The organism is Rathayibacter tritici, from assembly GCF_002932875.1.
Lineage (GTDB): Bacteria > Actinomycetota > Actinomycetes > Actinomycetales > Microbacteriaceae > Rathayibacter > Rathayibacter tritici.
This window is the reverse complement of the sequence record NZ_PSWS01000001.1, coordinates 12,260-32,595: the sequence shown is the minus strand read 5'-3', so window position 1 is coordinate 32,595 and position 20,336 is coordinate 12,260. Positions and strand designations below refer to the sequence as shown.

Sequence of the window (20,336 nt, the reverse complement as noted above, 5' to 3'; positions counted from 1 at the left end):
AAAGTCCGCGTAGGGTTCGAGATACACCTCTCACCGTCGATCAGGAGCCCCACCGGTGGCCACACGCCCAGACCTTTCTGTTCAGCTGTACTCGGTGCGCGAGCCGCTCGCGGCCGATCTGCCGGCCACCCTCGACCGGCTCGCGGGGATCGGCTTCACCACGGTCGAACTCTTCGGGTTCGTCGATCTGGCCGACGCCTACCGCGCGGCGCTTCCGGCCAGCGGACTGCGCGCTCCGAGCGCTCACGCGCGCCTCCTCGGCCCGCAGGGGGACGCCACCGTTGACGAGATCCTTGACGCAGCCGCGGCCCTCGGCGTCGAGACCGTGATCGACCCCTTCGTCGATCCGACCCGCTGGAGCACCGCCGACGAGGTCGCACGCATTGCCGACGAGCTCAACGCGCTGGTCGACTCCGCCGCCACCCGCGGCCTGGTGCTCGGCTACCACAACCACGCCTTCGAGTTCGAGAACCGGATCGACGGCCGCAGCGCCTTCGAGCACCTCGCCGGCCTCCTCGACCCGCGCATGGTGCTCGAACTCGACACCTATTGGGCGGCGGTCGGTGGCGACGACCCGGTCGAGGTGCTCGGCCGGCTCGGTGACCAGGTGCGCTTCCTGCACGTGAAGGATGGGCCGGTCTCGGCCGACATTCAGGAGCAAGTGCCCGCGGGCGAGGGCGCTATGGACGTCCCGGCGATCCTCGCCGCCGCTCCGCAGGCCCTGCCCGTGCTCGAATTCGACGCGTACGCCGGCGACATCTTCGAGGGCCTCGAGTCGGCCCACCGCTACGTCTCGGGGCTGGGCGCATGAGCGGCACCGGCCGCGTGGGCGTCGGCGTCATCGGCGCCGGGAACATCAGCACCGAATACCTCAGGAACCTCACCGTCTTCCCGGACCTCGAGGTTCTCGTCGTCGCCGACATCGATCTCGAGCGCGCGAAGGCCCAGGCCGAGGCGTTCGGCGTCCCCGCCTCCGGCAGCGTCGAGGACCTCCTCGCGCACGAGGGCATCGAGATCGTGGTGAATCTCACGATTCCCGCCGCTCACGTCGAGGTCGCGCGCCGTGTGGTCGAGGCGGGCAAGCACGTCTGGACCGAGAAGCCCTTCTCGCTCGACCGCGTCAGCGGAACCGAGCTGCTCGCCCTGGCGGAGGAGAAGGGGCTGCGCGTCGCGAGCGCTCCCGACACCTTCCTCGGCGCGGGCCTGCAGACGGCGCAGCGCATCATCGAGAGCGGAGCGATCGGCACGCCGCTCTCGGCCCTCACCCTCTTTCAGGGCCCCGGCCCGGAGTCCTGGCACCCGAACCCGGAGTTCTTCTTCGCCGAGGGCGGCGGGCCGCTGCTGGACATGGGCCCGTACTACATCACCACGCTCGTGCAGAACCTCGGCCCGGTCGAGAGCGTCACCGCCGTCTCGTCCCAGGCCCGCGCGAACCGCGTCATCGGCTCCGGCGCGAAGGAGGGCACCGAGTTCCCGGTGACCGTCCCCACGCACATCGGCGGGCTGCTCCGCTTCGAATCCGGAGCGTCCGCCCAGGGCGTGTGGAGCTTCGAGTCGAGCCTGCCGCGCACCGGCTTCGTCGAGATCAACGGCTCCGAGGGCACCCTCGTCCTCCCCGACCCGAACATGCACGACGGCGATCTCATGCTGCACCGGCGCGGGTCCGCCGAGCCGGAGCGCATCGCGGCGATCGGCTCGACCGCCTCCCGCGGCGCTGGCGTGCTCGAGCTCGCCCGCGCGATCCGGGCCGACCGCCCAGAAGCCGCCTCCGGAGGCTTGGCCTACCACGTCACCGACGTGATGCTCTCGCTCCTCGAGGCCGCCGACACCGGCGAGAAGATCCTCGTCGCCAGCACCGCGACTCCCCGCCCCGCCCTCCCCGAGAGCTGGGACCCGACCGAAGCGACCCTCTCCTGATGCCCGCGCCTCTGCGTGTCGGGGTGCTCGGCGGCGGTTTCATGGCGGCCGTGCACAGCCGCGCGGCCCGAAGTGCCGGAGCGGTGCTCGCCGGCGTCGCCTCCTCCAGCCCCGAAAAAGGCGAGCGGGCGGCGGCCGAGCTCGGCATCGAGCGCGCCTACCCGGACGCCCGGGCCCTGATCGAGGACGACAGCATCGACCTCGTGCACGTCTGCACGCCCAACGCCACGCACGCCGCGCTCGCGCTCGCCGCGATCGAGGCGGGCAAGCACGTGGTCTGCGAAAAGCCGCTCGCCGCGACCGTGCGGGAGGCGGAGGCGCTCGCCGCAGCCGCCTCCGCCGCAGGAGTCGTCGCGACCGTTCCGTTCGCCTACCGTTTCCACCCGATGGTGCGGGAGGCCCGCGCCCGCGTCGCGGCCGGCGAGACCGGTCGGCTTGTCACCGTCCGCGGGAGCTACCTGCAGGACTGGCTGCTGAGCGCCTCCGACGACAACTGGCGCGTGGACCCGGCCGCCGGCGGCCGCTCGCGCGCCTTCGGCGACATCGGCTCGCACCTGGTCGACCTGCTCGAATTCGTCACCGGCGAGCGGATCGACTCGCTCGCCGCGATCACGAGTACCGTGCACGCCGAGCGCGGCGGTCGCCCGGTCACCACCGAGGACGTGGCCGGCGCGATCGTCCGGCTCGAGGGCGGCGCGGTCGGCACGCTGCTCGTCTCGCAGGTCACCGCTGGGCACCGCAACGAGCTGGTGCTCGAGGTCTCGGGGCTGGAGGAGTCGCTGCGCTTCGAGCAGGAACTGCCCGAGACGCTGTGGGTCGGCCGGCGCGACAGCGCCGTCCTGGTGCCGCGCGACGCGTCGATCCTCGCGCCCGACGCGGCACGGCTCTCGATCGTGCCCAGCGGACATCCGATGGGCTACCAGGACGCCTTCACGGCCTTCGCCCGCGACACCTACGCCGCCGTGGCGGGCGCCGACGTGGAGGGTCTGCCGACCTTCGCCGACGGCCTCCGCGCGGCGCGCATCACCGACGCCGTGCTCGACGCGGCCGAGACGGGCGCCTGGGTGAGCGTTCCCGCCGGCGACGACAGGACGGAAATCGCCGCATGAGCGGGGGAAAGAAGACCTACGCTGCCACCCACCCGGTAGCCCCCGCCCTCCCCTCGCGGCGGGAGGGGGCTAGGCGGTGGACTTGGCGGCGCGCTCGGACGTGAGGCGCGCCTGCTCGCGGCGGACCTCGGCGTAGCGGTTCTGCTCGACGCGCAGCCACTCGGGGACCTCGTCGAGCAGGGCCTGGATCTCGGGAGTGGTCAGGGCATCGGTCACGCCACCGCGGGCCAGGCCCGAGATCGAGACGTTCAACCGGGAGGCGATGACGGAGCGGGGGTGCGGCCCCTCCTCGCGCAGCTGCACGAGCCAGGCGGGCGGGTTCGCAACGAGCTCGTCGTACTGCTCGCGCGTGATCGCCGACTCCTGAAACTCCTCCGGGGTCGCGGGCAGGTAGACCTGCAGCTTCTTCGCCGCGGTCGCAGCCTTCATCGTCTGTGTCGCCTTGGCCATTCGGCAACCCTACCGGCGCGGCCCGCAGCACCTACCCTGAGGGGATGAGCGAGCAGCCCGAGACCGACGACCCGCAGGCTGCTCCCGAGGCGCAGGAGTGGCCCGACGGGGGGTCGGGCGCCGGCCCCTCCCTCGCCGTCGCCCTCGTGCCCGGCGTCACCCCCACCACATGGACCCGCGTCTGGGGGCAGCGCCGCAGCGATCTACCGCTGCGGATCACCGTCGTCGCCGAGCGCGAGCAGGAGGAGGCGCTGCTGGATGGCCGCGCGCAGCTCTCCTTCATCCGCGGCGAGGTCTCCTCCGCCGCCCTCAGCTCGATCCACCTCTACGACGAGCAGCCCGTCGCCGTTCTCGGCCGCGAGCACGCTCTGGCGGCCGCGGAGGAGCTCGACGTCGCCGAGCTGGCCGGCGAGCACCTCCTCCAGGAGCCGGCGAACGTGCCCGAGTGGGCGGTGATCGCCGAGGAGGTCGCCGACGGCTCGCGGCGCCCGCTGCCGCGGATGGCCGGCCTCGACGACGCGGTCGAGCAGGTCGCGGCCGGAGTGGGCGTGCTGATCGTCCCGCAGTCGGTGGCGCGCGTGCACAGCCGCAAGGACGTGACCGTCGTCCCGGTGACCGGTGTCGCTCCCTCCAGCGTGCGGCTCGCCTGGGTGACCGAGGACAAGAGCGACGACGTCGAGGACTTCATCGGCGTGGTCCGCGGCCGCAGCGCGAACACCACCCGTGGCACCGCCGCGACCCCGAAGGTCAAGTCCCGCGCGAAGGCGGCGAAGGCACGAGCGCGGGAGGCGCGTGAGAAGGCCGAGAGGGCCGGAGGCGGTCGGAAGAAGCCGGCCCGGCCGAAGACGCCGGCGCCTGCGGTGCGGCGCACCCGCAAGCCCCGTGGCCGCTGAGCCGGTCTGGTCGCTCCGACCGGCACTCCCGGAGGACGCCGACATGATCGCGGAGCTGCGTGCGGTCGTGATGCGGCCGTCTCTCGAGACCCTCGGCCGTGACAACGCGCACCGCGTTCGGCACCGCTTCCTCGACGGCTACCGCCCCGAGCTCACCCGCGTGATCGAGCTCGACGGCGCGTTCGCCGGGAGCATCGCGGCGCGCGTCGAGGCTGACGCGGTCTGGATCGAGCACTTCTACCTCGCCCCGCACGCGCAGGGCCGCGGGGTCGGCGGTGCCGTGCTCCGGCGTGTGATGCGGGAGGAGGCGCGGCCGGGTCTGCCCTTCCGTCTCGACGTTCTCAAGCGCAGCGACGCCCGTCGCCTCTACGAGCGGCACGGCTTCCGCTTCGAGCGCGCGCTGGAGTGGGACGACATCCTGACGGCGCCGCCCGCGTCGACGCCCCCTCCGGAGCGATGACCGCGGCGGCCGTCGGCTCCTGCGTGCTGCTGACCCAGCGCGACGGACGACGTGGCGGAGCTGCACAGCTCGGAGTCCGGTCCCTCGGCCCTCTCGCCCCGGGCCCGGGGTTAGGGTTCCGTCATGCCCACGAGCGATGAGACCTGGACCCTGGCCGAGCACGACGTACCGGTGTACCGCAGCGGGGAGGGCGGCCGAGCGCTGATCCTGATCCACGAGGTGTGGGGCGTCGACGGACATATCCGCTCGGTCGCTGACCGGTACGCGGCCGAGGGCTACAGCGTGGTCGCGCCGGAGCTGCTGGCCGAGAGCGGCCTGCTCGAGCAGCTCGACGAGGAGCAGCGCGCCGACTACGACCACCCGGTGCGGCGCTTGCCCCGCCAGGTCGAGCTGCGCACCTTCTTCGCCCCCGTTTTCACTCCGGAGCACGCAACGCGCACCGTCGCGATCCTCCGCGCCCTCGTCGAGCGGCTGCTGCGGCAGGAGGGCGCGACGAGCGTCTGCGTCACCGGCTTCTGCTACGGCGGCACCTTCTCCTGGGCGCTCGCGCTCGCTGAGCCCCGACTGGCCGCGGCCGTGCCGTTCTACGGTCATGTCACCGCCTCCGCGGAGGAGCTCGGCGCGTTGCAGGTGCCGGTGCTGGCATTCCTGGGCGACCGGGACGCTCCGCTCGTTGAGCAGGTCCCTCGCATCCGGGAGGCCACCGAGGGCAAGGACGTCGAGGTCGTCGTCTACCCGGGAGCCGGCCACGCCTTCTTCAACGACGCGAACGAGCAGACCTACCAGGCGGAGGCGGCGACCGACGCGTGGCCGCGCGCGCTCGCGTTCCTGGGGGCGCACACGAGCTGAGCGAGCTGCGGGAAGCGGCCGGGGCAGCATCCGGGCAGGTCGCCTCCCGCACTCGCTCGTCGGCCAGGTGCAGGCGGCCCTTCCCGGGCGGCGTCCACGGTCGTAGGCTCGCGCTCATCCGCAACGGAAGGGCCGACGATGACCGCGACGAGAGAGACCGCCGCCCCACCCGAGCTCAAGCGGGTGCTCGGCCCGAAGTTGCTGCTGCTGTTCGTGGTCGGCGACATCCTCGGCACCGGAATCTACGCCCTCACCGGGCAGGTCGCGGCCGAGGTGGGCGGGGCCGCGTGGCTCCCCTTCGTGATCGCATTCGTCGTCGCCACCGTGACTGCCTGCTCCTACCTCGAGCTGGTGACGAAGTACCCGCAGGCGGCAGGGGCGGCCCTCTACGCGCACAAGGCGTTCGGGATCCACTTCGTCACCTTCCTGGTGTGCTTCACCGTGATGGCGAGCGGGATCACGTCGGCCTCCGCTGCGTCGGGAGCGTTCGCGAGTAACTTCGCGATCGGCTTCGGACTCGGCGACGGCGCGGGGACGCGGCTGAGCATCGCGCTGATTTTCATGGTCTGCATCGCGCTGGTCAACCTGCGCGGCGTCGCCGAGAGCGTCGGGCTGAACGTCGTGCTCACCCTGATCGAGCTCTCGGGACTGCTGCTGGTGATTGTCGTCTGCTTCTTCGCGGTCTTCGGAGGGCAAGCCGACTTCTCGCGGGTGGTCGCGTTCGAGGCGCCGGAAGACAAGTCGCTGCTGCTCGCTGTGAGCACCGCGACCTCGCTCGCCTTCTTCGCGATGGTCGGCTTCGAGGACTCGGTGAACATGGCGGAGGAGACCAAGGAGCCCAGCCGCATCTTCCCCCGGGTGATGCTCACCGGCCTGGGCATCACCGCCGTGGTCTACGTGCTGGTGTCCACGCTCGCCGTGGCGATCGTGCCGGTGGGGGAGCTGGCCGGCAACGACACTCCGCTCGTCACCGTGGTCGAGGCGGCAGCGCCCGACTTTCCGATCTCGACGCTCCTGCCCTTCATCTCGCTCTTCGCCGTGGCGAACAGTGCGCTGATCAACATGATGATGGCCAGCCGTCTGCTCTACGGGATGAGCCGCCAGGGCGTGCTGCCGCCGTTCCTGCAGAACGTGCTGCGCGGACGCAGGACACCCTGGGCCGCGATCCTCTTCACCACCGTGATCGCGCTGCTGCTCACCGCCTACGTGTCCCGCGACCCCGCCGACCCCATCGCCGTGCTCCTGGGAGGGACCACGTCGCTGCTCCTGCTCGCCGTGTTCGCGATCGTCAACGTTGCGGTGCTGGTGCTGCGGCGCCAGCCGGTGGAGCACCGTCACTTCCGGACCCCCACCGTGCTGCCGGTGCTCGGCGCGATCGCCTGTATCTACCTGGTGCTGCCGATCACGTCCGGGCGCGACACGGCCCAGTACGGGATCGCGGGGGTGCTGCTCGTGATCGGCGTGCTGCTCTGGGTGGCGACCTTCATCGACCGCCGGGTCCGCGGGTATGCGCGGACCGCGGCGATCGACCCGGAGGAGCTCAACGCCGATCCGGAGTGAGAGGGGCGGATCGGCTTCCGCTGCTCCCCTTTCCGAGCGTCGACCGACGGTGGGGAAGCTGGCGGGTGAGCACCAGCACGATCAGGACGATGGTGAAGGCGATCCAGGATCCGGCGCCGAGCGGACCTGCGAGGATCGGGTCGACGGATTTCCCCTGTGCGGCAAAGAGGGTGACAAGCCCGCCGGCCGCGTTGAGTGCGCCGTGCGCGAAGACCGCTGGCCACAGCGATTCGCTCCTTATCCGAAGCCACCCGACAAGCACGCCGATCAGGGTTGTCGCAACGATCATCAGACCGACGCCGACGAGGTTCGCTTCGCCGAAGTTGTAGCCCAGCAGGATGATCGGTGCGTGCCAAGCGCCCCACAGCACACCGGTCATGATGAGTGCAGGCCAGGTGCCGAGGGGCAGCAGTGCGGGAAGCAACCAGCCACGCCATCCGACCTCCTCCCCGAAGGCGAGTACCGAGTTCACTGCGGTACCGATCGGGATGCTGAGGAGTTGCAGTGTCGCGACCGCCCACACCGGCACGGGAAGCGGTCTCCCAGTGGCGGCTTCCAGGGCAGCGTTGAATCCTGACAAATGGACGATATCGAGTGTGACGAAGCCCAGTGCTGCGGCGAGTCCGATCCCTGCAAGGAGGATGACGGGGACGAGGAGCGCGGCCAGGGCCGTGAATCCGATTGTTCGTTTCAGCGGATACAGTGGCCAGATCCCGAGTCGCCGCAGCACCGCGCGGGTCGCATGCTGTCGTTGCAGGAACACGACCGTCAGCGTCGCGACAAGGGGTGTGAACATCATCGCTGGCACGAGCACTGTGGTGAGCTCCGATGACAGTCCGTGTCCCGTGATCCACAGCGGGAGCGCCACCGCCCAGGCCAGTCCGAATGCGACCAGCACGAAGACCGCGATGGTCGGCCAGGAGGCGGCGGTGGACTCTGCTGTTCCTCCTCGCTGCACAGTCCGTGAACCAGCAGTCATCGAGCACCCATCCGAGCGTGGATGAGGTCGGCGACGCGCTCCGGGTGACGGCACTGCACCACGTACTCCCGATTGCCGCGAGTACGCAGGAGGAGAGCAGGGCGATTCCCGAGGATCAACCCGGTCGCGTTGCCCCGCCACCGCAGACCGACGCCACCGAAGCGGAACCATGTCTGGTCCTCGACGCCGACAGACTGTAGTTCGGAAAATTCCAGCCGACGCCGCCAGATCGGAACGAACCGCAGCTCGATGTCGCGGGCGACGTCCACGCGAACGGATGCGGTGATGAGAACCAAACCGACGGCGAGCACGAGTACGGAGGGGAGCATCGTGAGGGTGGCTGGCACTGCGCCTATCGCATCAACGAGAACGACTGCGAGGGCGACCATACCGCCGAAACTCAGCAAGAGAAACGCTCCCAGTACCTTCATCCAGACGGGGCCCTTTAATCGATCCGTCACGCTGGTAGCTCCTCTACTGTGTGTAAACGCTGTCCAGACATCCGGAGTTGACCACGGCCAGCCCAGTGCGGGCGCGGCGACAAGGCCGGGCAAGTGCTCCTGGGTTCAGTCCTGATTTTCAGGCGCTGACGAAGAGTCACGACGCGACGTTGGCACGATGACTACTCTCGTGAGAGTGGTTCTGCGAGGCAGGCGGCATGCGATCACCTCGACCGCTAGAATTGTCAGCTTCTGTATCGTCGAGAGACAAGGGGATCGTGTCGTGATCTTCCGCCGATGTGAGGGTGGCGTGGACGTGATTCATGAGCGGATTCACCTGCTTCAGGCCTCCCCCGAAGGTTGACTATGGATGTAGTGGTCGAGGAGTAAGCCGGCCTGATCGTCAAGTCCTCGCTTCACCAGCTCTCTCGGAGTTATTCCGAGAGAAAAGCCTTTTGAGTTCAACGGCTGTACCGACGGCGATAGGAGATCGACGTTTCACGCTTCCTTTCCCGGGTACGCTAGCAATCCACGGACCGGCAGTACAAGCTCGTTCTACCCCCAGCCAGGGTGTAGTGCTGATGTCCACCAGCTCTGTGTCGTGTCCGATACGGATTCTCCGGAGTGTCTCCGCTTCGTCGAGCAGATGCTTGGCGACTCCTTGAGGTCCTACTACTCAGCGCGAGAGGAATGGTGTCGGGTTTCTGATACTCATCTCGCTCACGTCGCTCCGTTTCGCCACGTCTGCGGCAGAACGCCGTCCGTCGCAGACAAGCGCGGGAGCGCTCACGGTCTCGGTGCTGGTGACGGCACTCGCCGCAGATCCGCCGACGGCGCATCGGGTGCCCACAGCGACGGCATCACAGAGTCATAGCTCGTCCATAGGAAACTCCCGATACTGGAGCTATGAGCACCCCGGCACCCTCGAAGCATCTCGCCCCCGCGCAGCGCACCCGCCTCAAGCGCGCCGACGGGACTCCGATCCGCGTTCTCGTCGTCGACGACGAGAGCACCCTTACCGACCTGCTCCAGATGGCGCTGCGCTACGAGGGCTGGGAGGTGCGCACCGCCGCCGAGGGCCGCGCCGCGATCACGATCACCCGCGAGTTCCGGCCGGACGTGATCGTGCTCGACGTGATGCTCCCGGACATCGACGGCCTCCAGGTGCTCCAGCGGGTGCGCGCCGACGGCAGCGAGACTCCCGTGCTCTTCCTCACCGCCAAGGACGCCCTCGACGACCGAATCGCGGGGCTGACCGCGGGCGGCGATGACTACGTGACCAAGCCCTTCTCGCTCGAGGAGCTGGTGGCCCGAATGCGCGGCCTCATCCGCCGGAGCACCCTGCTCGCGAACGACGCCGACGACCCCGAGGTCGTGATCGGTGATCTGGTGCTGAACGAGGACAGCCACGAGGTGCGCCGAGGCGGCGACGAGATCGAGCTGACCGCCACCGAGTTCGAACTGCTGCGCTTCCTGATGCGCAACCCTCGTCGCGTTCTCAGCAAGACACAGATCCTCGACCGCGTCTGGTCGTACGACTTCGGCGGCAAGTCGAGCGTGGTCGAGATCTACATCTCGTACCTGCGCAAGAAGGTCGACGCGGGCCGCTCGCCGATGATCCACACCGTCCGCGGCGCTGGCTATCTGTTGAAGCCCGCCGACCAGTGAGTCTCGGAGGCCGCCCCACGCTCGGCGACTTCGCGACCCGATCCGCACTCCGCCGCTCCCGCGGCAGCCTGCGCGCGCCGTGGACGCTGAGGCGGCGGATGGTCGTCGCCGTGGTCGCGCTCGTCGCGGTGACGGCAGGTGTCGTGGGGGCGGTCAGCGTGCTCTCGGCGCGCTCGATCCTCTACGGAAGTACGGACACGTCGCTGAGCCAGTCGCTCAAGCGCCTCCAGGACTTCGACGGACCGAGCGGATTCAGCGGGCTCAGCGTGATCAACCGGGCAACGACCTGCCCGAGCGCAGCCTTCGGCAGCGGCCCGAGCCAGAACCTCAGCACGATCACCGCCGTCCGGGACTCCGACGGCTCCTTCATCGGCGCCTATGTCGACGCCGACGGAGTCTGCAGGCAGTTTTCGGACACCGCCGATTCCGTGCTCGCGGCGGCGGTCGCCGCAGCCAGCGACGAGGTGACGATCGAGTTGCCCGGCAGCCTCGGTACCTACCGCGTGCGCGCGGCGGTGATCGACGGCTCCATCGTCGTCGTCGGTGTCCCGTTGGGCGAGGTGGCCGAGACGCTCGCCTCCCTCGCCTGGGTGGTCGTGGTGGTGGTGCTGCTCGCGATGCTGCTGGTCGCCCTGATCGCGACCGCGATCATCCGCGTGGCTCTGCGACCGCTGGAGCGGGTGGAGGCGACGGCGACACGGGTCGCCGAGCTGCCGCTCGATCGCGGCGATGTCGAGCTCGTCGAGCGGGTGCCGGAGGAGGACGCCGACATCCGCACCGAGGTCGGCCGCGTGGGCGCCGCCTTCAACCGCATGCTCGACCATGTCACCGGGGCGTTGGAGTCGCGGCAGGCGAGCGAGAACAAGGTCCGGCAGTTCGTGGCCGATGCGTCGCACGAGCTGCGGACCCCCCTCGCCGCAATCCGCGGTTACGCGGAGCTGCCCCGCCGCGGCGGCACTGAGCTGTCGGAGTCGGCCGCCTACTCCCTCGACCGGATCGAATCGGCCGCCACCCGGATGACCTCACTGGTCGAGGATCTCCTCCTGCTCGCCCGCCTCGACGAGGGCCGCGCTCTCGAGAAGGAGCCCGTCGACCTGACCCTGCTCATGATCGAGGCGCTCTCGGACGCCCATGCCGCCGGCCCCGACCACGAGTGGGACCTCGAGCTCCCCGAGCAGCCGATCGAGATCCGCGGCGATGGTTTCCGCCTGCACCAGGTGGTCGCTAATCTGCTGCGCAATGCGACCGTGCACACACCTCCCGGAACGCGCGTGGTGGCGGCCCTCGCCGAGGAGATGTCGGACGGGCGGCCGATCGCGGTGGTGACGGTCACCGACTCCGGCCCAGGGATCGCCCCGGATCTGATGCCGGTGCTGTTCGAGCGGTTCGCCCGCGGCGACTCCTCGCGGGCGCGCAGTACCGGATCGACGGGGCTGGGACTTGCGATCGTGGCGGCGGTCGTCGACGCCCACGGCGGGCGCGTGCTCGTCACGTCCGAGCCGGGGCGTACGAGCTTCCGGGTGGAGCTGCCGGCGGGCTGAGCACGCGCGCGATGTGCAGGACGCTGTGCGCTGTGCAGGGGACCGTGCGATCTGCAGGACTGTGTGCGATCTTCAGGGCATCCGGGCCGGACGCCCCATCCTGCGAGCAAACCGTCTGCGAACGCAGCCCATCCCCTGCGAATCGCACCGTCCCCTGCAGATCGCACCATCCCCTGCGAATCGCACAGACCCCTGCAAAGCAAGCAAAACCCTGCACATCGGACGGAGGCCGGCGGCAGCCGCCCTCAGACGGAGACGCCCAGCCGACGGCGCGCGTCGTCGAGCGTGCGCACCACGGCGACCACCTCGTCGAGCGGGTGCAGCGGCGACTCCGTGCGCCCCTCCGACACGTACTGCGCGACGTGCAGCGCCTCCCACGCCAGGCCCTGCCCACCCTGGAGCGGGGACTCGTCCGTCCACGATCCGCTCTCGGAGCCGCGGGTGAGCGTCACGCCGCTGGGCATCCAGAACGACGGGTGCACATCGATCCGGCCCGCCCGGCCCGCAACGCTCGCCGCATGGCGGGTATCCGCAAGCACGGTCGACGTTGCCACCGACTGCACGCCATGCGCGTGGCTGCCGACGATCGTCGCGGTCGCGTCGACGCCGGTCGACGTCAGGCTCCCGGCGACGACGGTGCTCTGCGGGGTGCCCGCGACCATCGAGACGAAGGAGGAGGCGTAGACGCCGACGTCGAGCAGGCCGCCGCCGGCCAGCGCCGGGTCGAAGATGCGGCTGGCGGGGTCGAAGTCGAAGGCCGCACCGAAGTCGGCTGTCACCACGGCGGGTGCGCCGACCGCCCCGTCCGCGAGCAGCTGCCGCACCACGTCCATGTGCGGCAGGTACCGCATCCACATCGCCTCCATCGCGAACACGCCCGCGTCGCGCGCGGCGTGCACGATCATCTCGGCCTCGCCAGGAGTCGGCGCGAACGGCTTCTCAACCAGGACGTGCTTCCCCGCGGCGATCGCGAGCAGCGCCTGACGGGCGTGCTCCGAGTGCGGCGAGGCGACATAGACGACGTCCACCTCCGGATCCTCGACCACGGCCTCGTAGCCGGCGGAGGCCCGCTCGATCCCGAACCGACTCGCGAATCGCTCTGCCCGCTCGAGCGAGCGGGAGCCGACCGCGACCACGCGCTGCCGGGTGTGCTTCTGCAGCGCCTCGACGAACGAGCCGGCGATCGAGCCGGGGGCGATCACCCCCCAGCGCAGGACGGGGGAGTCGAGGAGGGAGGGGAGTCGGGGTTCGGGGAGCGTTAGTGCCATGCGTTCACGCTAGGGCCCCGGCCCGGACGGGGAGTGCGCGGGGGGCCCTCTAGGGCGTGACGGCACGCGCAGTTGCGGGCGGAGGAGGTCGTCATGCCCGAGTGGTACACCCTGGGCGTCGTCGCCCTCGCGATCGTCGTGGTCGTCGTCTCCATCGTGCGGTTCCGGTTCAATCCGGTGCTGGCGCTGGCCGTCGGCGCCGCCGCGATCGGCCTGCTGACCGGGCTCGGGCCCGTCGACACCGTCTCGACGATGACCACCGGCTTTGGCGAGAGCTTCCTCGGCCAGTCCGTTCGTGGCGCCCTCACATCGGTGACCGTCGGCGTCTCCCTCGCCTCCGTCCTCGCCCCCTCCTCCGCTAACCCCCTCGCGAGATGCCACTTGGGTACGCGACACGCCGGGCGAGGCGTACTCAAGTGGCATCTCGCGAAGGCAACTCAGCCGACATGTGACGGAAACATGACACCTCTATCTTCCTGAGAGGGTTCACATCCGATTCGGAGGTCCAGACGCCGACGGGGGCCCGATCCGTTCCGTCACGCCTCGACAAGGGAAGAACTCCGCTTGAGATCTCGAACCGCCTTCGCCTCCGGATGCGCCGCGCTCGCGCTCGCCACCGGTGGCCTGTTGGTCGCCCCGCCGGCGACCGCGACAACCGCAGCCCCCGCCGACTACACCCGCGTGGACCTCGTGCGTCCGCCGTCCGCCCCGATCACCGTGCCGACCAGCTACCCGCAGCAGACTCCGCTGACCGAGGTTCCCGTCGACCCGACCGACGCCTCACTCCTGCGCGGAGTCACTCCCTACGACGCCATCGCGCCGCAGCTGAACGCGCTCGCCGCCCGCTCCGACCGCGTCTCGACCCAGGTCGTCGGGAAATCCGGCCTCGGCCGCGACATCTACCTGGTGACCGTTACCGCCCCGGAGACCGAGGCGGAGACGGCCCAGCAGACCCAGTGGCGGGACCGGCTCAAGTACGAGCCCGCCGCCGCGGCCGCCGACGCCGAGTTGATGGCCGACTACAAGGTCCCGGTGTGGTTCAACGGCAATATCCACGGCAACGAGTGGGAGGGCAGCGACGCGATCCTCGAGTACATCGAGGGCGTCGCCACCGCCGAGGACCCCGCGACCGAGGCGCTGCTGGAGGGCAACCGTCTCTACTTCACCGTCACCAACAACCCCGACGGCCGGGCCCTCGGCCAGCGCGCCGTCGCGGCCGGCTACGACCCCAACCGCGACATGATCACCGGAGCGACCAGCGAGGCGGCCGTGATCCGCGACCTCTCCAGCGTCCTCCAGCCCACGTACTTCATCGATATCCACGGCTACACCGGGATCCTGCAGGTCGAGCCCTGCGGCCCGCCGCACGGCGAGAACTACGAGTACGACCTCTTCCTCCCGCACGCCTACGCGACCGCGCTCGAGATCGAGCGCCGCGTGGTCGAAGCCGACGTGCCGGGCAACACCTACCTCGCCGAGGACGGCAGCGCCACCACCGAGAACACCGGCACGATCCTGATCCCCTACCGCGACATCCGCGCGGGCTGGGACGACTGGCCGCCCATCTTCGCCCCGCAGTACGTCGCCTTCCAGGGCGCGATCACCAACACGGTGGAGTTGCCGCTGGGCCGCACGGCGAACGAGACCCCGGAGGAGGTCGCCCAGGGGCAGGCCAACGCGGACATCGACGTCGAGGTCGCCGGGATCGTCATGGACGCCTCCGTGGACTACATCGAAGCCAACCGCGACGCCCTGCTCAGCAACCAGGTCGCGATCTTCGAACGCGGTGCGACCGGCGCTCCTGCCGTCGAGATCCCGGCCGACGTCTCCGCGGCCGACCTGCCAGCGAGCACGCCGACCGAGTGGACCGAGATCTGGGACGAGACTGACGTCTACACGACCGAGTACCCGCGCGCCTACGTCATCCCCGTCGACGGCACGCAGCGCTCCGTCTCGGACGCCGAGACCCTCGTCGCGCAGCTCCTCGCCCACGGCGTCGAGGTCTCGCGGACCACGGCCGCGACGAGCGTCGGAGGAGTGTCCTACCCCGCGGGCACCTACCTGGTCGACATGCACCAGTCGGTGCGGGGCCTCGCCAACGTCCTTCTCGCCGACGGCAGCGACATCTCGAGCCGCGTGCCCGAGATGTACGACGTCTCGGCCTGGAGCCTGTCGCTCCTCTGGGGTGCCGACGTGCAGGCGATCGGATCGACCAGCGACCCGCTCCCGGCCGTCGGCCTGGAGCCGGTGACCGCGATCGCGCCGACCGGCTCCGTCCCCGCGGGCGCCGACTACCTGGCCTTCGAGCCGCGCGGAGTCCTGGAGTACCAGGCTCTCAACGCGCTGCTGGCCGACGGAGTCGCAGTCGAGCAGTTCGAGGACGGGACCGTCGCCCTCCGCGCCGATGCTGCGGGACTCGCCGCCGCCGAGGCAGCCGCCGCCGTCTTCGGCGTCGACTTCACCGCGACCACCGCCGACCGCGTGCGCGCCGAGGACGGGAAGGCGCTCGACGCCCTCCGCGTCGCCTACTCCGGCACGAACGAGGACCGGGACGCACTGGCCAAGCTCGGTTTCGCCGACGCGGTCGCCGTCGATCCGGACGCGCTCAGCACGGGCACCGCCACCCTTGAGGGCGCCGACGTGCTCTACGTCGGACGCGCCCTCTCCTTCACCCCGGAGCAGGCCGCGGGCCGCGCCGTCGTCGAGGAGTTCCTCGCGGGCGGTGGCGATGTGGTCGGTCGCGGCGGTGCAGGAGCGGCGTTCGTCGCCGACTTCGGCCTCGCGACACTCACCGCGCAGACCGGCACTCGCGGCTCCAACGGCATCGTCTCGATCGAGACGCCCGCCGGCGGAGTCCTCGGCGACTACCCCCAGGACACCGCGTTCGTCTCGCCGGCGCTGTGGTTCGCCGGCTTCGACGACTCGGTCGCCGTCGAGCAGAGCTATTCCGCTGAGGGCACGTTCGTCGCCGGGCACTGGGTCGACTCCGAGGGGCAGTCGCGGAGTGACGCGGCTGGGCAAGCCTCGGCCGTCTCGTTCTCGACGGAGTCGGGCACCGAGGGTTTCCTCTTCGGCACCTCGCCGGTGTTCCGCAACCATCCGGTCGGGGCGTTCAGCGACATCGCCCGGGCGTTGCTCGCCGTGGCGCCGGAGGGAGCGGCCGTCGAGCTGCCGGGGGCCGCGGAGCCCACGCCGACACCGACGCCGGAGCCGACCCTGACTCATTCGCCGGAGCCGACCGGTTCGCCGGAGCCGACCGCGACTCCCGAGCCCTCCATGTCTCCCGAGCCCTCCATGTCCCCCGAGCCCACGGCGACGCCGGAGCCCACGGTCGGTCCTGAGCCGACCACGGCCCCCGACCCGACCGCTACGGCCGCGCCGATCCCCGCGCCGACCGGACCCGGCGGACTCCCCTCCACCGGAGTGGAGACGGGCTCCTGGCTGCTGCTCTCGGGAGGTGCTCTCGCCGTCGGCATCGGCTCGCTCCTGATCGCCCGTCGCCGCCGCCGCGAGGACCAGGAGGCCTAGCCTTCACCGCGGGGAGGGAGCGGGCGCTGGCCGCCCGGTCCCTCCCCGTCCCTTTGTCCCGCACCGCCACCAGGAGGACCGATGCCGTCCCGCTCCACCCGCACCGCAGGGATCATCGTCGCCGCCCTCGGACTCGTCGCCGTCGTCCTCGCGATCGTGCTGCTCCTGCGGCCCGCCGACGACGGAGCCCCGTCCGCAGGCACCCCGTCCGTAGGCACCGCGTCCGCCGGCACCGCCTCCGAAGCGCCCGCCGCCGCTCCCGCCTCCACCGCCCCGACCTCCACCGCGGCCTCCGACGGATCCGCCGCCCCGGGTTCGACGCCCGCCACGTCGCCGTCCGCCGTGGCCCCGGCAGCCGGATCCGCCCCCGCATCTCCCGCCATCGTCACCTTCGCCGCCGCTCCCGCCTCCGTCGACTGCGACGGCGACCGCACCGCCACCGTCCCGCTGTCCCTGTCCTGGGAGACGAGTGGAGGTGCCTCGGCTCGCCTCGCCGTCGGCACTACCGACGCGACGGGCGGCGACCCCGTCGACCTCGCCGAGACCGACTACACCGCCGTCACCGCCGACTGCCGCGACTCCGAGACCCTGATCACCCTCGCCGTCCGCGCCCCCGACGGCACCACTGCCCAGCGCACCCTCGTCCTCCCCACCTCCTGACCCGCCCCGTTCTCGCCCCCTCGCGAGATGCCACTCCTGACGTCGACACGCCGGCGAGGCCGGTCATAAGTGGCATCTCGCGGAGGGTCGGCGAGGCCGGGTCCGGGAAGGCGATCGCGCGGCATCTCCCGACGCGAAGAGCCCCGGCGCGGCAGAATGGGCGCGATGACTTCCACACTCCCTTCCCTCGGCCTGCTCCTCGATGTCGACGGGCCCATCGCCAGCCCCGTCACACGCAGGATCTCGGTCCCCGAGATCGCCGACGACCTCGTCGCGCTCGCGAACGCCGGCATTCCGATCGTCTTCAACACGGGCCGCTCCGATGCGTTCCTGCGCGAGCGGGTGCTGCCCGCGCTCCTCGAGCGCGGCGTCTCGGCCCAGGCGCGCATCGTCTGCATCTGCGAGAAGGGCGCGGTCTGGTTCACCGTCGACTACCGCGGCACCTCGGAGCCGATCGTCGATGAGTCGCTGGCGATCCCCGCGCCGGTCGTCCGCGACCTCGAGCGGATGATCCGCTCCGACTACGACGATCTGGTCTTCTTCGATGAGACGAAGCGCGCCATGGTCTCCGCGGAGCAGCTGGTGGACCTGTCCAACGAGGACTACCTCGAGCGTCAGCTCGTCTTCGACGCCGATGCGCTGCAGATCATGACCGCCGCGGGCCTCGGAGTCGAACGCCGCGGCATCCGCTACCCGAACGAGGAGGGCACGGTCGACTTCCGGATCGACCCGACCGTCATCTCGACCGACATCGAGTCGAACCGCCTCGGCAAAGACCTCGGCGCCCAGCGCGCCGTCGAGCTGCTCGGCGCGACCGGCGCGATCCCGCAGCGCTGGCGCACCGTCGGCGATTCCCGGAGCGACTACGCGATGGCCGACTGGCTGTTCGAGCACGCCTACGACGTCGCCCACGTCGACGTACGGCCGGCGGAGGGTGTGCCCGAGAAGCCCTATCCGGTGATCGTCGTCGATGGAGTCGTGAACGACGCGGCCGGTGCCGCGGTGCTCCGTCGCTGGACCGAGCTCGTCGCCGACGAGACCACGCCCGAGGTCGGCGGCGGAATCTCGCTCCACTCGCGCGGCTGATCCGCCACCCCTCGCCGCCCACGGCAGGGGCCGTTAGCGTGCGAGCATGAGAATCGCAGTCACCGGTGGATCCGGCAAGCTCGGCCGCAGCGTCGTCACCCGCCTCCGCGCCTCCGGGCACGACGTGTTCACCCTCGACCGCGCGGGGGATCGCGGCGAGGGCTTCATCCGTATCGATATCGCCGATTACGGTCAGGTCGTAGACGCCCTGCAGGCCGTCGGCGACCGGTACGACGGGATCGACGCGCTCGTGCACCTCGCCGCGATCCCCGCGCCAGGTCTGGTCCCCGACGTCGCCACCTTCCACAACAACATGATCGCGACGTTCAACGTGCTCCACGGAGCGATCCGCGCCGGCATCCGCAACGTCGTCTCCGCGTCCAGCGAGACCGTCCTCGGCCTGCCGTTCGACGTGCCGCCGCCCTACATCCCCGTCGATGAGCAGTACCCGGCGCGTCCGGAGTCGGTTTACTCGCTGACCAAGCACCTCGAGGAGCAGATGGCGATCGAGCTGTGCCGCTGGCACGCGGACCTGAAGATCACTGGTCTGCGCTTCTCGAACGTGATGGATGAGGCCGACTACGCCGAGTTCGCGTCCTTCGACTCCGATGCCACCCTGCGCAAGTGGAATCTGTGGGGGTATATCGACGGCCGCGACGGGGCGCAGGCGGTCGAGAAGGCGCTGCTGGCCGAGACGACCGGCTTCGACCGCTTCATCATCGCCGCGGCCGACACGGTGATGTCGCGCCCCAATGCGGAGCTCGTGGCTGAGGTCTTCCCCGGCGTCGAGTTGCGCGGTGACCTCGGGACGAACGACACCCTGCTCTCGATCGACCATGCTCGCGAGGTGCTCGGTTACGCCCCCGAGCACTCCTGGCGCGACTCCCGCCAGCCCTGATCATCCGGCTCGCAAAAACACGTCCGGCTCGCAGAATCCGTGGATTCCTGCGAGCCGGACGTCGTTCCGCGAGCCGGAGAATCAGCTCGGGATCATGTTGAAGGTGTCAGGGTCGGGCCCGGTGCGGTGGCCGCGGTCCAGCGCCGTGATGTCGGTCATCGCCTCGTCGTCGAGCTCGAAGTCGAAGAGCGCGAAGTTCTCCTCCACCCGCGTACGGGTGACCGACTTCGGGAAGACGATGTCGCCGCGCTGGATGTGCCAGCGGAGCACGACCTGCGCCGGGCTGCGGTCGACGTTGCGCGCGATGCGGGTGATGGTGTCGTCCTCCAGCACGAGGCCCTGCGCGATCGGCGACCAGGCCTCGGTCGCGATGCCGTGCTCGATGCCGTAGGCGCGGAGCTCCTGCTGCACGAGGTAGGGGTGCACCTCGATCTGGTTCACGGCCGGAACGATGGTTGCCTCGGCGCGGAGTCGGTTGAGGTGGTTGGTCTGGAAGTTGGAGACACCGATCGCCTTCGCCTTGCCGCTGCGGTAGATCTCCTCCATCGCCTTCCAGGTCTCGAGGTAGTCCCCCACGTTCGGCAGCGGCCAGTGGATGAGGAAGAGGTCGACGTAGTCGAACTGCAGCTCGCCGAGGGTGGTGTCGATCGCGGCGAGCGCGTCCTCGCGGGCGTGGAAGCCGTTGTTGAGTTTGCTGGTCACGAAGACCTCGGAGCGGTCGAGGCCGGAGGCGCGCACAGCCTCGCCGACGCCCGCTTCGTTGCCGTACATCTCGGCCGTGTCGATGTGGCGGTAGCCGACCTCGAGGGCCGTCAGGGTTGCATCCTTGGTCTCGGCGGGATCGATTTGGAACACGCCGAAGCCCAGCTGCGGGATCTCCACGCCGTTGTTCAGAGTGCTGGTGGGGACCGTTACGGTGTCGTCGCTCATCAGCGAATACGTCCTTTCGTCGGGGCGAGGGCGCCGTAAAGCCGCGCCATCGTGCCTCCAGTCCACCCCCCACTGCTCCCGGCATCAACCCCTTGCGGAG

The 20,336-nt window shown here is 70.3% G+C and carries 19 protein-coding genes; 14 read left to right on the top strand and 5 right to left on the bottom strand.

Going from position 1 to position 20,336, the window contains the following annotated elements:
* The first annotated feature begins 55 nt into the window (after nt 1-55).
* The 3 genes from C5D07_RS00175 to C5D07_RS00165 are packed head-to-tail and all read left to right on the top strand — an operon-like array spanning nt 56 to nt 3,026.
* Nucleotides 56-811: a sugar phosphate isomerase/epimerase family protein gene (locus C5D07_RS00175; protein WP_068255240.1), complete on the top strand. Its 756-nt coding sequence runs from the start codon at nt 56-58 to the stop codon at nt 809-811.
* Complete coding sequence (locus C5D07_RS00170; protein ID WP_068255237.1) at nt 808-1,917, top strand: Gfo/Idh/MocA family protein; 1,110 nt, start codon at nt 808-810, stop codon at nt 1,915-1,917. Before C5D07_RS00175 ends, C5D07_RS00170 begins: the two co-directional genes overlap by 4 nt.
* Nucleotides 1,917-3,026, top strand: coding sequence for a Gfo/Idh/MocA family protein (locus C5D07_RS00165; protein ID WP_104258338.1), 1,110 nt, complete (start codon nt 1,917-1,919; stop codon nt 3,024-3,026). Before C5D07_RS00170 ends, C5D07_RS00165 begins: the two co-directional genes overlap by 1 nt.
* 69 nt (nt 3,027-3,095) lie before the next feature.
* Here the strand turns inward: C5D07_RS00165 and C5D07_RS00160 are convergent, their stop codons facing one another.
* A complete protein-coding gene (locus C5D07_RS00160; RefSeq protein ID WP_068255231.1) occupies nt 3,096-3,476 on the bottom strand; it encodes a DUF5997 family protein in 381 nt (126 codons plus the stop codon).
* Nucleotides 3,477-3,520: 44 nt separating this feature from the next.
* Here C5D07_RS00160 and C5D07_RS00155 point away from each other — a divergent pair, with 44 nt between their 5' ends.
* The 4 genes from C5D07_RS00155 (at nt 3,521) to C5D07_RS00140 (ending at nt 7,238) form a co-directional block, all read left to right on the top strand.
* Nucleotides 3,521-4,369: a LysR family transcriptional regulator substrate-binding protein gene (locus C5D07_RS00155; RefSeq protein WP_104258337.1), complete on the top strand. Its 849-nt coding sequence runs from the start codon at nt 3,521-3,523 to the stop codon at nt 4,367-4,369.
* A 43-nt stretch (nt 4,370-4,412) separates the two neighbouring features.
* Nucleotides 4,413-4,829, top strand: coding sequence for a GNAT family N-acetyltransferase (locus C5D07_RS00150; protein WP_104258336.1), 417 nt, complete (start codon nt 4,413-4,415; stop codon nt 4,827-4,829).
* Nucleotides 4,830-4,952: 123 nt separating this feature from the next.
* Nucleotides 4,953-5,678, top strand: a complete 726-nt coding sequence (locus C5D07_RS00145; RefSeq protein WP_104258335.1) for a dienelactone hydrolase family protein — start codon at nt 4,953-4,955, stop codon at nt 5,676-5,678.
* Between the two features lie 138 nt (nt 5,679-5,816).
* Nucleotides 5,817-7,238 carry an APC family permease gene (locus C5D07_RS00140; RefSeq protein WP_104258334.1) on the top strand — a complete coding sequence of 474 codons (1,422 nt, stop codon included), beginning with the start codon at nt 5,817-5,819 and terminating at the stop codon, nt 7,236-7,238.
* Here the strand turns inward: C5D07_RS00140 and C5D07_RS00135 are convergent.
* Entirely contained in the window at nt 7,219-8,217 is a 999-nt protein-coding gene (locus tag C5D07_RS00135; RefSeq protein ID WP_104258333.1) for a CPBP family intramembrane glutamic endopeptidase, read from the bottom strand. The genes C5D07_RS00140 and C5D07_RS00135 overlap by 20 nt on opposite strands.
* On the bottom strand, nt 8,214-8,678 hold the full coding sequence (locus tag C5D07_RS00130) for a hypothetical protein (RefSeq protein WP_170063465.1): 465 nt from the start codon (nt 8,676-8,678) through the stop codon (nt 8,214-8,216). Before C5D07_RS00130 ends, C5D07_RS00135 begins: the two co-directional genes overlap by 4 nt.
* 885 nt (nt 8,679-9,563) lie before the next feature.
* On the opposite strand from C5D07_RS00130, the gene C5D07_RS00125 reads away from it, so the two are divergent.
* Both C5D07_RS00125 and C5D07_RS00120 read left to right on the top strand, forming a co-directional pair.
* Entirely contained in the window at nt 9,564-10,325 is a 762-nt protein-coding gene (locus C5D07_RS00125) for a response regulator transcription factor (RefSeq protein ID WP_068255216.1), read from the top strand.
* Nucleotides 10,322-11,866 (top strand): sensor histidine kinase, encoded by a 1,545-nt coding sequence (locus tag C5D07_RS00120; RefSeq protein WP_219817273.1) that lies wholly within the window; start codon nt 10,322-10,324, stop codon nt 11,864-11,866. Before C5D07_RS00125 ends, C5D07_RS00120 begins: the two co-directional genes overlap by 4 nt.
* Nucleotides 11,867-12,111: 245 nt before the next feature.
* Here C5D07_RS00120 and C5D07_RS00115 read toward each other — a convergent pair whose 3' ends face one another.
* Nucleotides 12,112-13,134 carry a Gfo/Idh/MocA family protein gene (locus C5D07_RS00115; protein WP_104258331.1) on the bottom strand — a complete coding sequence of 341 codons (1,023 nt, stop codon included), beginning with the start codon at nt 13,132-13,134 and terminating at the stop codon, nt 12,112-12,114.
* A 93-nt stretch (nt 13,135-13,227) separates the two neighbouring features.
* On the opposite strand from C5D07_RS00115, the gene C5D07_RS00110 reads away from it, so the two are divergent.
* From C5D07_RS00110 to C5D07_RS00090, 5 genes are all read left to right on the top strand, one after another.
* Nucleotides 13,228-13,614: a GntT/GntP/DsdX family permease gene (locus tag C5D07_RS00110; protein WP_104258330.1), complete on the top strand. Its 387-nt coding sequence runs from the start codon at nt 13,228-13,230 to the stop codon at nt 13,612-13,614.
* Between the two features lie 84 nt (nt 13,615-13,698).
* Entirely contained in the window at nt 13,699-16,662 is a 2,964-nt protein-coding gene (locus tag C5D07_RS00105; RefSeq protein ID WP_104258329.1) for a M14 family zinc carboxypeptidase, read from the top strand.
* 81 nt (nt 16,663-16,743) lie between these two features.
* The gene (locus C5D07_RS00100) at nt 16,744-17,322 is read left to right on the top strand and encodes a hypothetical protein (protein WP_104258328.1); all 579 of its coding nucleotides are present in this window, start codon (nt 16,744-16,746) and stop codon (nt 17,320-17,322) included.
* Nucleotides 17,323-17,487: 165 nt separating this feature from the next.
* On the top strand, nt 17,488-18,408 hold the full coding sequence (locus tag C5D07_RS00095) for an HAD family hydrolase (RefSeq protein WP_181026359.1): 921 nt from the start codon (nt 17,488-17,490) through the stop codon (nt 18,406-18,408).
* A gap of 46 nt (nt 18,409-18,454) precedes the next feature.
* Nucleotides 18,455-19,306, top strand: a complete 852-nt coding sequence (locus C5D07_RS00090; RefSeq protein WP_104258327.1) for an NAD-dependent epimerase/dehydratase family protein — start codon at nt 18,455-18,457, stop codon at nt 19,304-19,306.
* A gap of 81 nt (nt 19,307-19,387) precedes the next feature.
* Here C5D07_RS00090 and C5D07_RS00085 read toward each other — a convergent pair whose 3' ends face one another.
* Nucleotides 19,388-20,236 (bottom strand): aldo/keto reductase, encoded by an 849-nt coding sequence (locus C5D07_RS00085; RefSeq protein WP_068255199.1) that lies wholly within the window; start codon nt 20,234-20,236, stop codon nt 19,388-19,390.
* Between the last annotated feature and the right edge of the window lie 100 nt (nt 20,237-20,336).

Bases quoted from the DNA above. Each gene is read 5' to 3' on its own strand.
- C5D07_RS00135 (WP_104258333.1), bottom strand. From the start codon at position 8,217: ATGACTGCTGGTTCACGGACTGTGCAGCGAGGAGGAACAGCAGAGTCC.
- C5D07_RS00100 (WP_104258328.1), top strand. From the start codon at position 16,744: ATGCCGTCCCGCTCCACCCGCACCGCAGGGATCATCGTCGCCGCCCTC.
- C5D07_RS00140 (WP_104258334.1), top strand. From the start codon at position 5,817: ATGACCGCGACGAGAGAGACCGCCGCCCCACCCGAGCTCAAGCGGGTG.
- C5D07_RS00125 (WP_068255216.1), top strand. From the start codon at position 9,564: ATGAGCACCCCGGCACCCTCGAAGCATCTCGCCCCCGCGCAGCGCACC.
- C5D07_RS00090 (WP_104258327.1), top strand. From the start codon at position 18,455: ATGAGAATCGCAGTCACCGGTGGATCCGGCAAGCTCGGCCGCAGCGTC.
- C5D07_RS00150 (WP_104258336.1), top strand. From the start codon at position 4,413: ATGATCGCGGAGCTGCGTGCGGTCGTGATGCGGCCGTCTCTCGAGACC.
- C5D07_RS00160 (WP_068255231.1), bottom strand. From the start codon at position 3,476: ATGGCCAAGGCGACACAGACGATGAAGGCTGCGACCGCGGCGAAGAAG.
- C5D07_RS00155 (WP_104258337.1), top strand. From the start codon at position 3,521: ATGAGCGAGCAGCCCGAGACCGACGACCCGCAGGCTGCTCCCGAGGCG.
- C5D07_RS00165 (WP_104258338.1), top strand. From the start codon at position 1,917: ATGCCCGCGCCTCTGCGTGTCGGGGTGCTCGGCGGCGGTTTCATGGCG.
- C5D07_RS00170 (WP_068255237.1), top strand. From the start codon at position 808: ATGAGCGGCACCGGCCGCGTGGGCGTCGGCGTCATCGGCGCCGGGAAC.
- C5D07_RS00145 (WP_104258335.1), top strand. From the start codon at position 4,953: ATGCCCACGAGCGATGAGACCTGGACCCTGGCCGAGCACGACGTACCG.
- C5D07_RS00095 (WP_181026359.1), top strand. From the start codon at position 17,488: ATGACTTCCACACTCCCTTCCCTCGGCCTGCTCCTCGATGTCGACGGG.
- C5D07_RS00085 (WP_068255199.1), bottom strand. From the start codon at position 20,236: ATGAGCGACGACACCGTAACGGTCCCCACCAGCACTCTGAACAACGGC.
- C5D07_RS00110 (WP_104258330.1), top strand. From the start codon at position 13,228: ATGCCCGAGTGGTACACCCTGGGCGTCGTCGCCCTCGCGATCGTCGTG.
- C5D07_RS00115 (WP_104258331.1), bottom strand. From the start codon at position 13,134: ATGGCACTAACGCTCCCCGAACCCCGACTCCCCTCCCTCCTCGACTCC.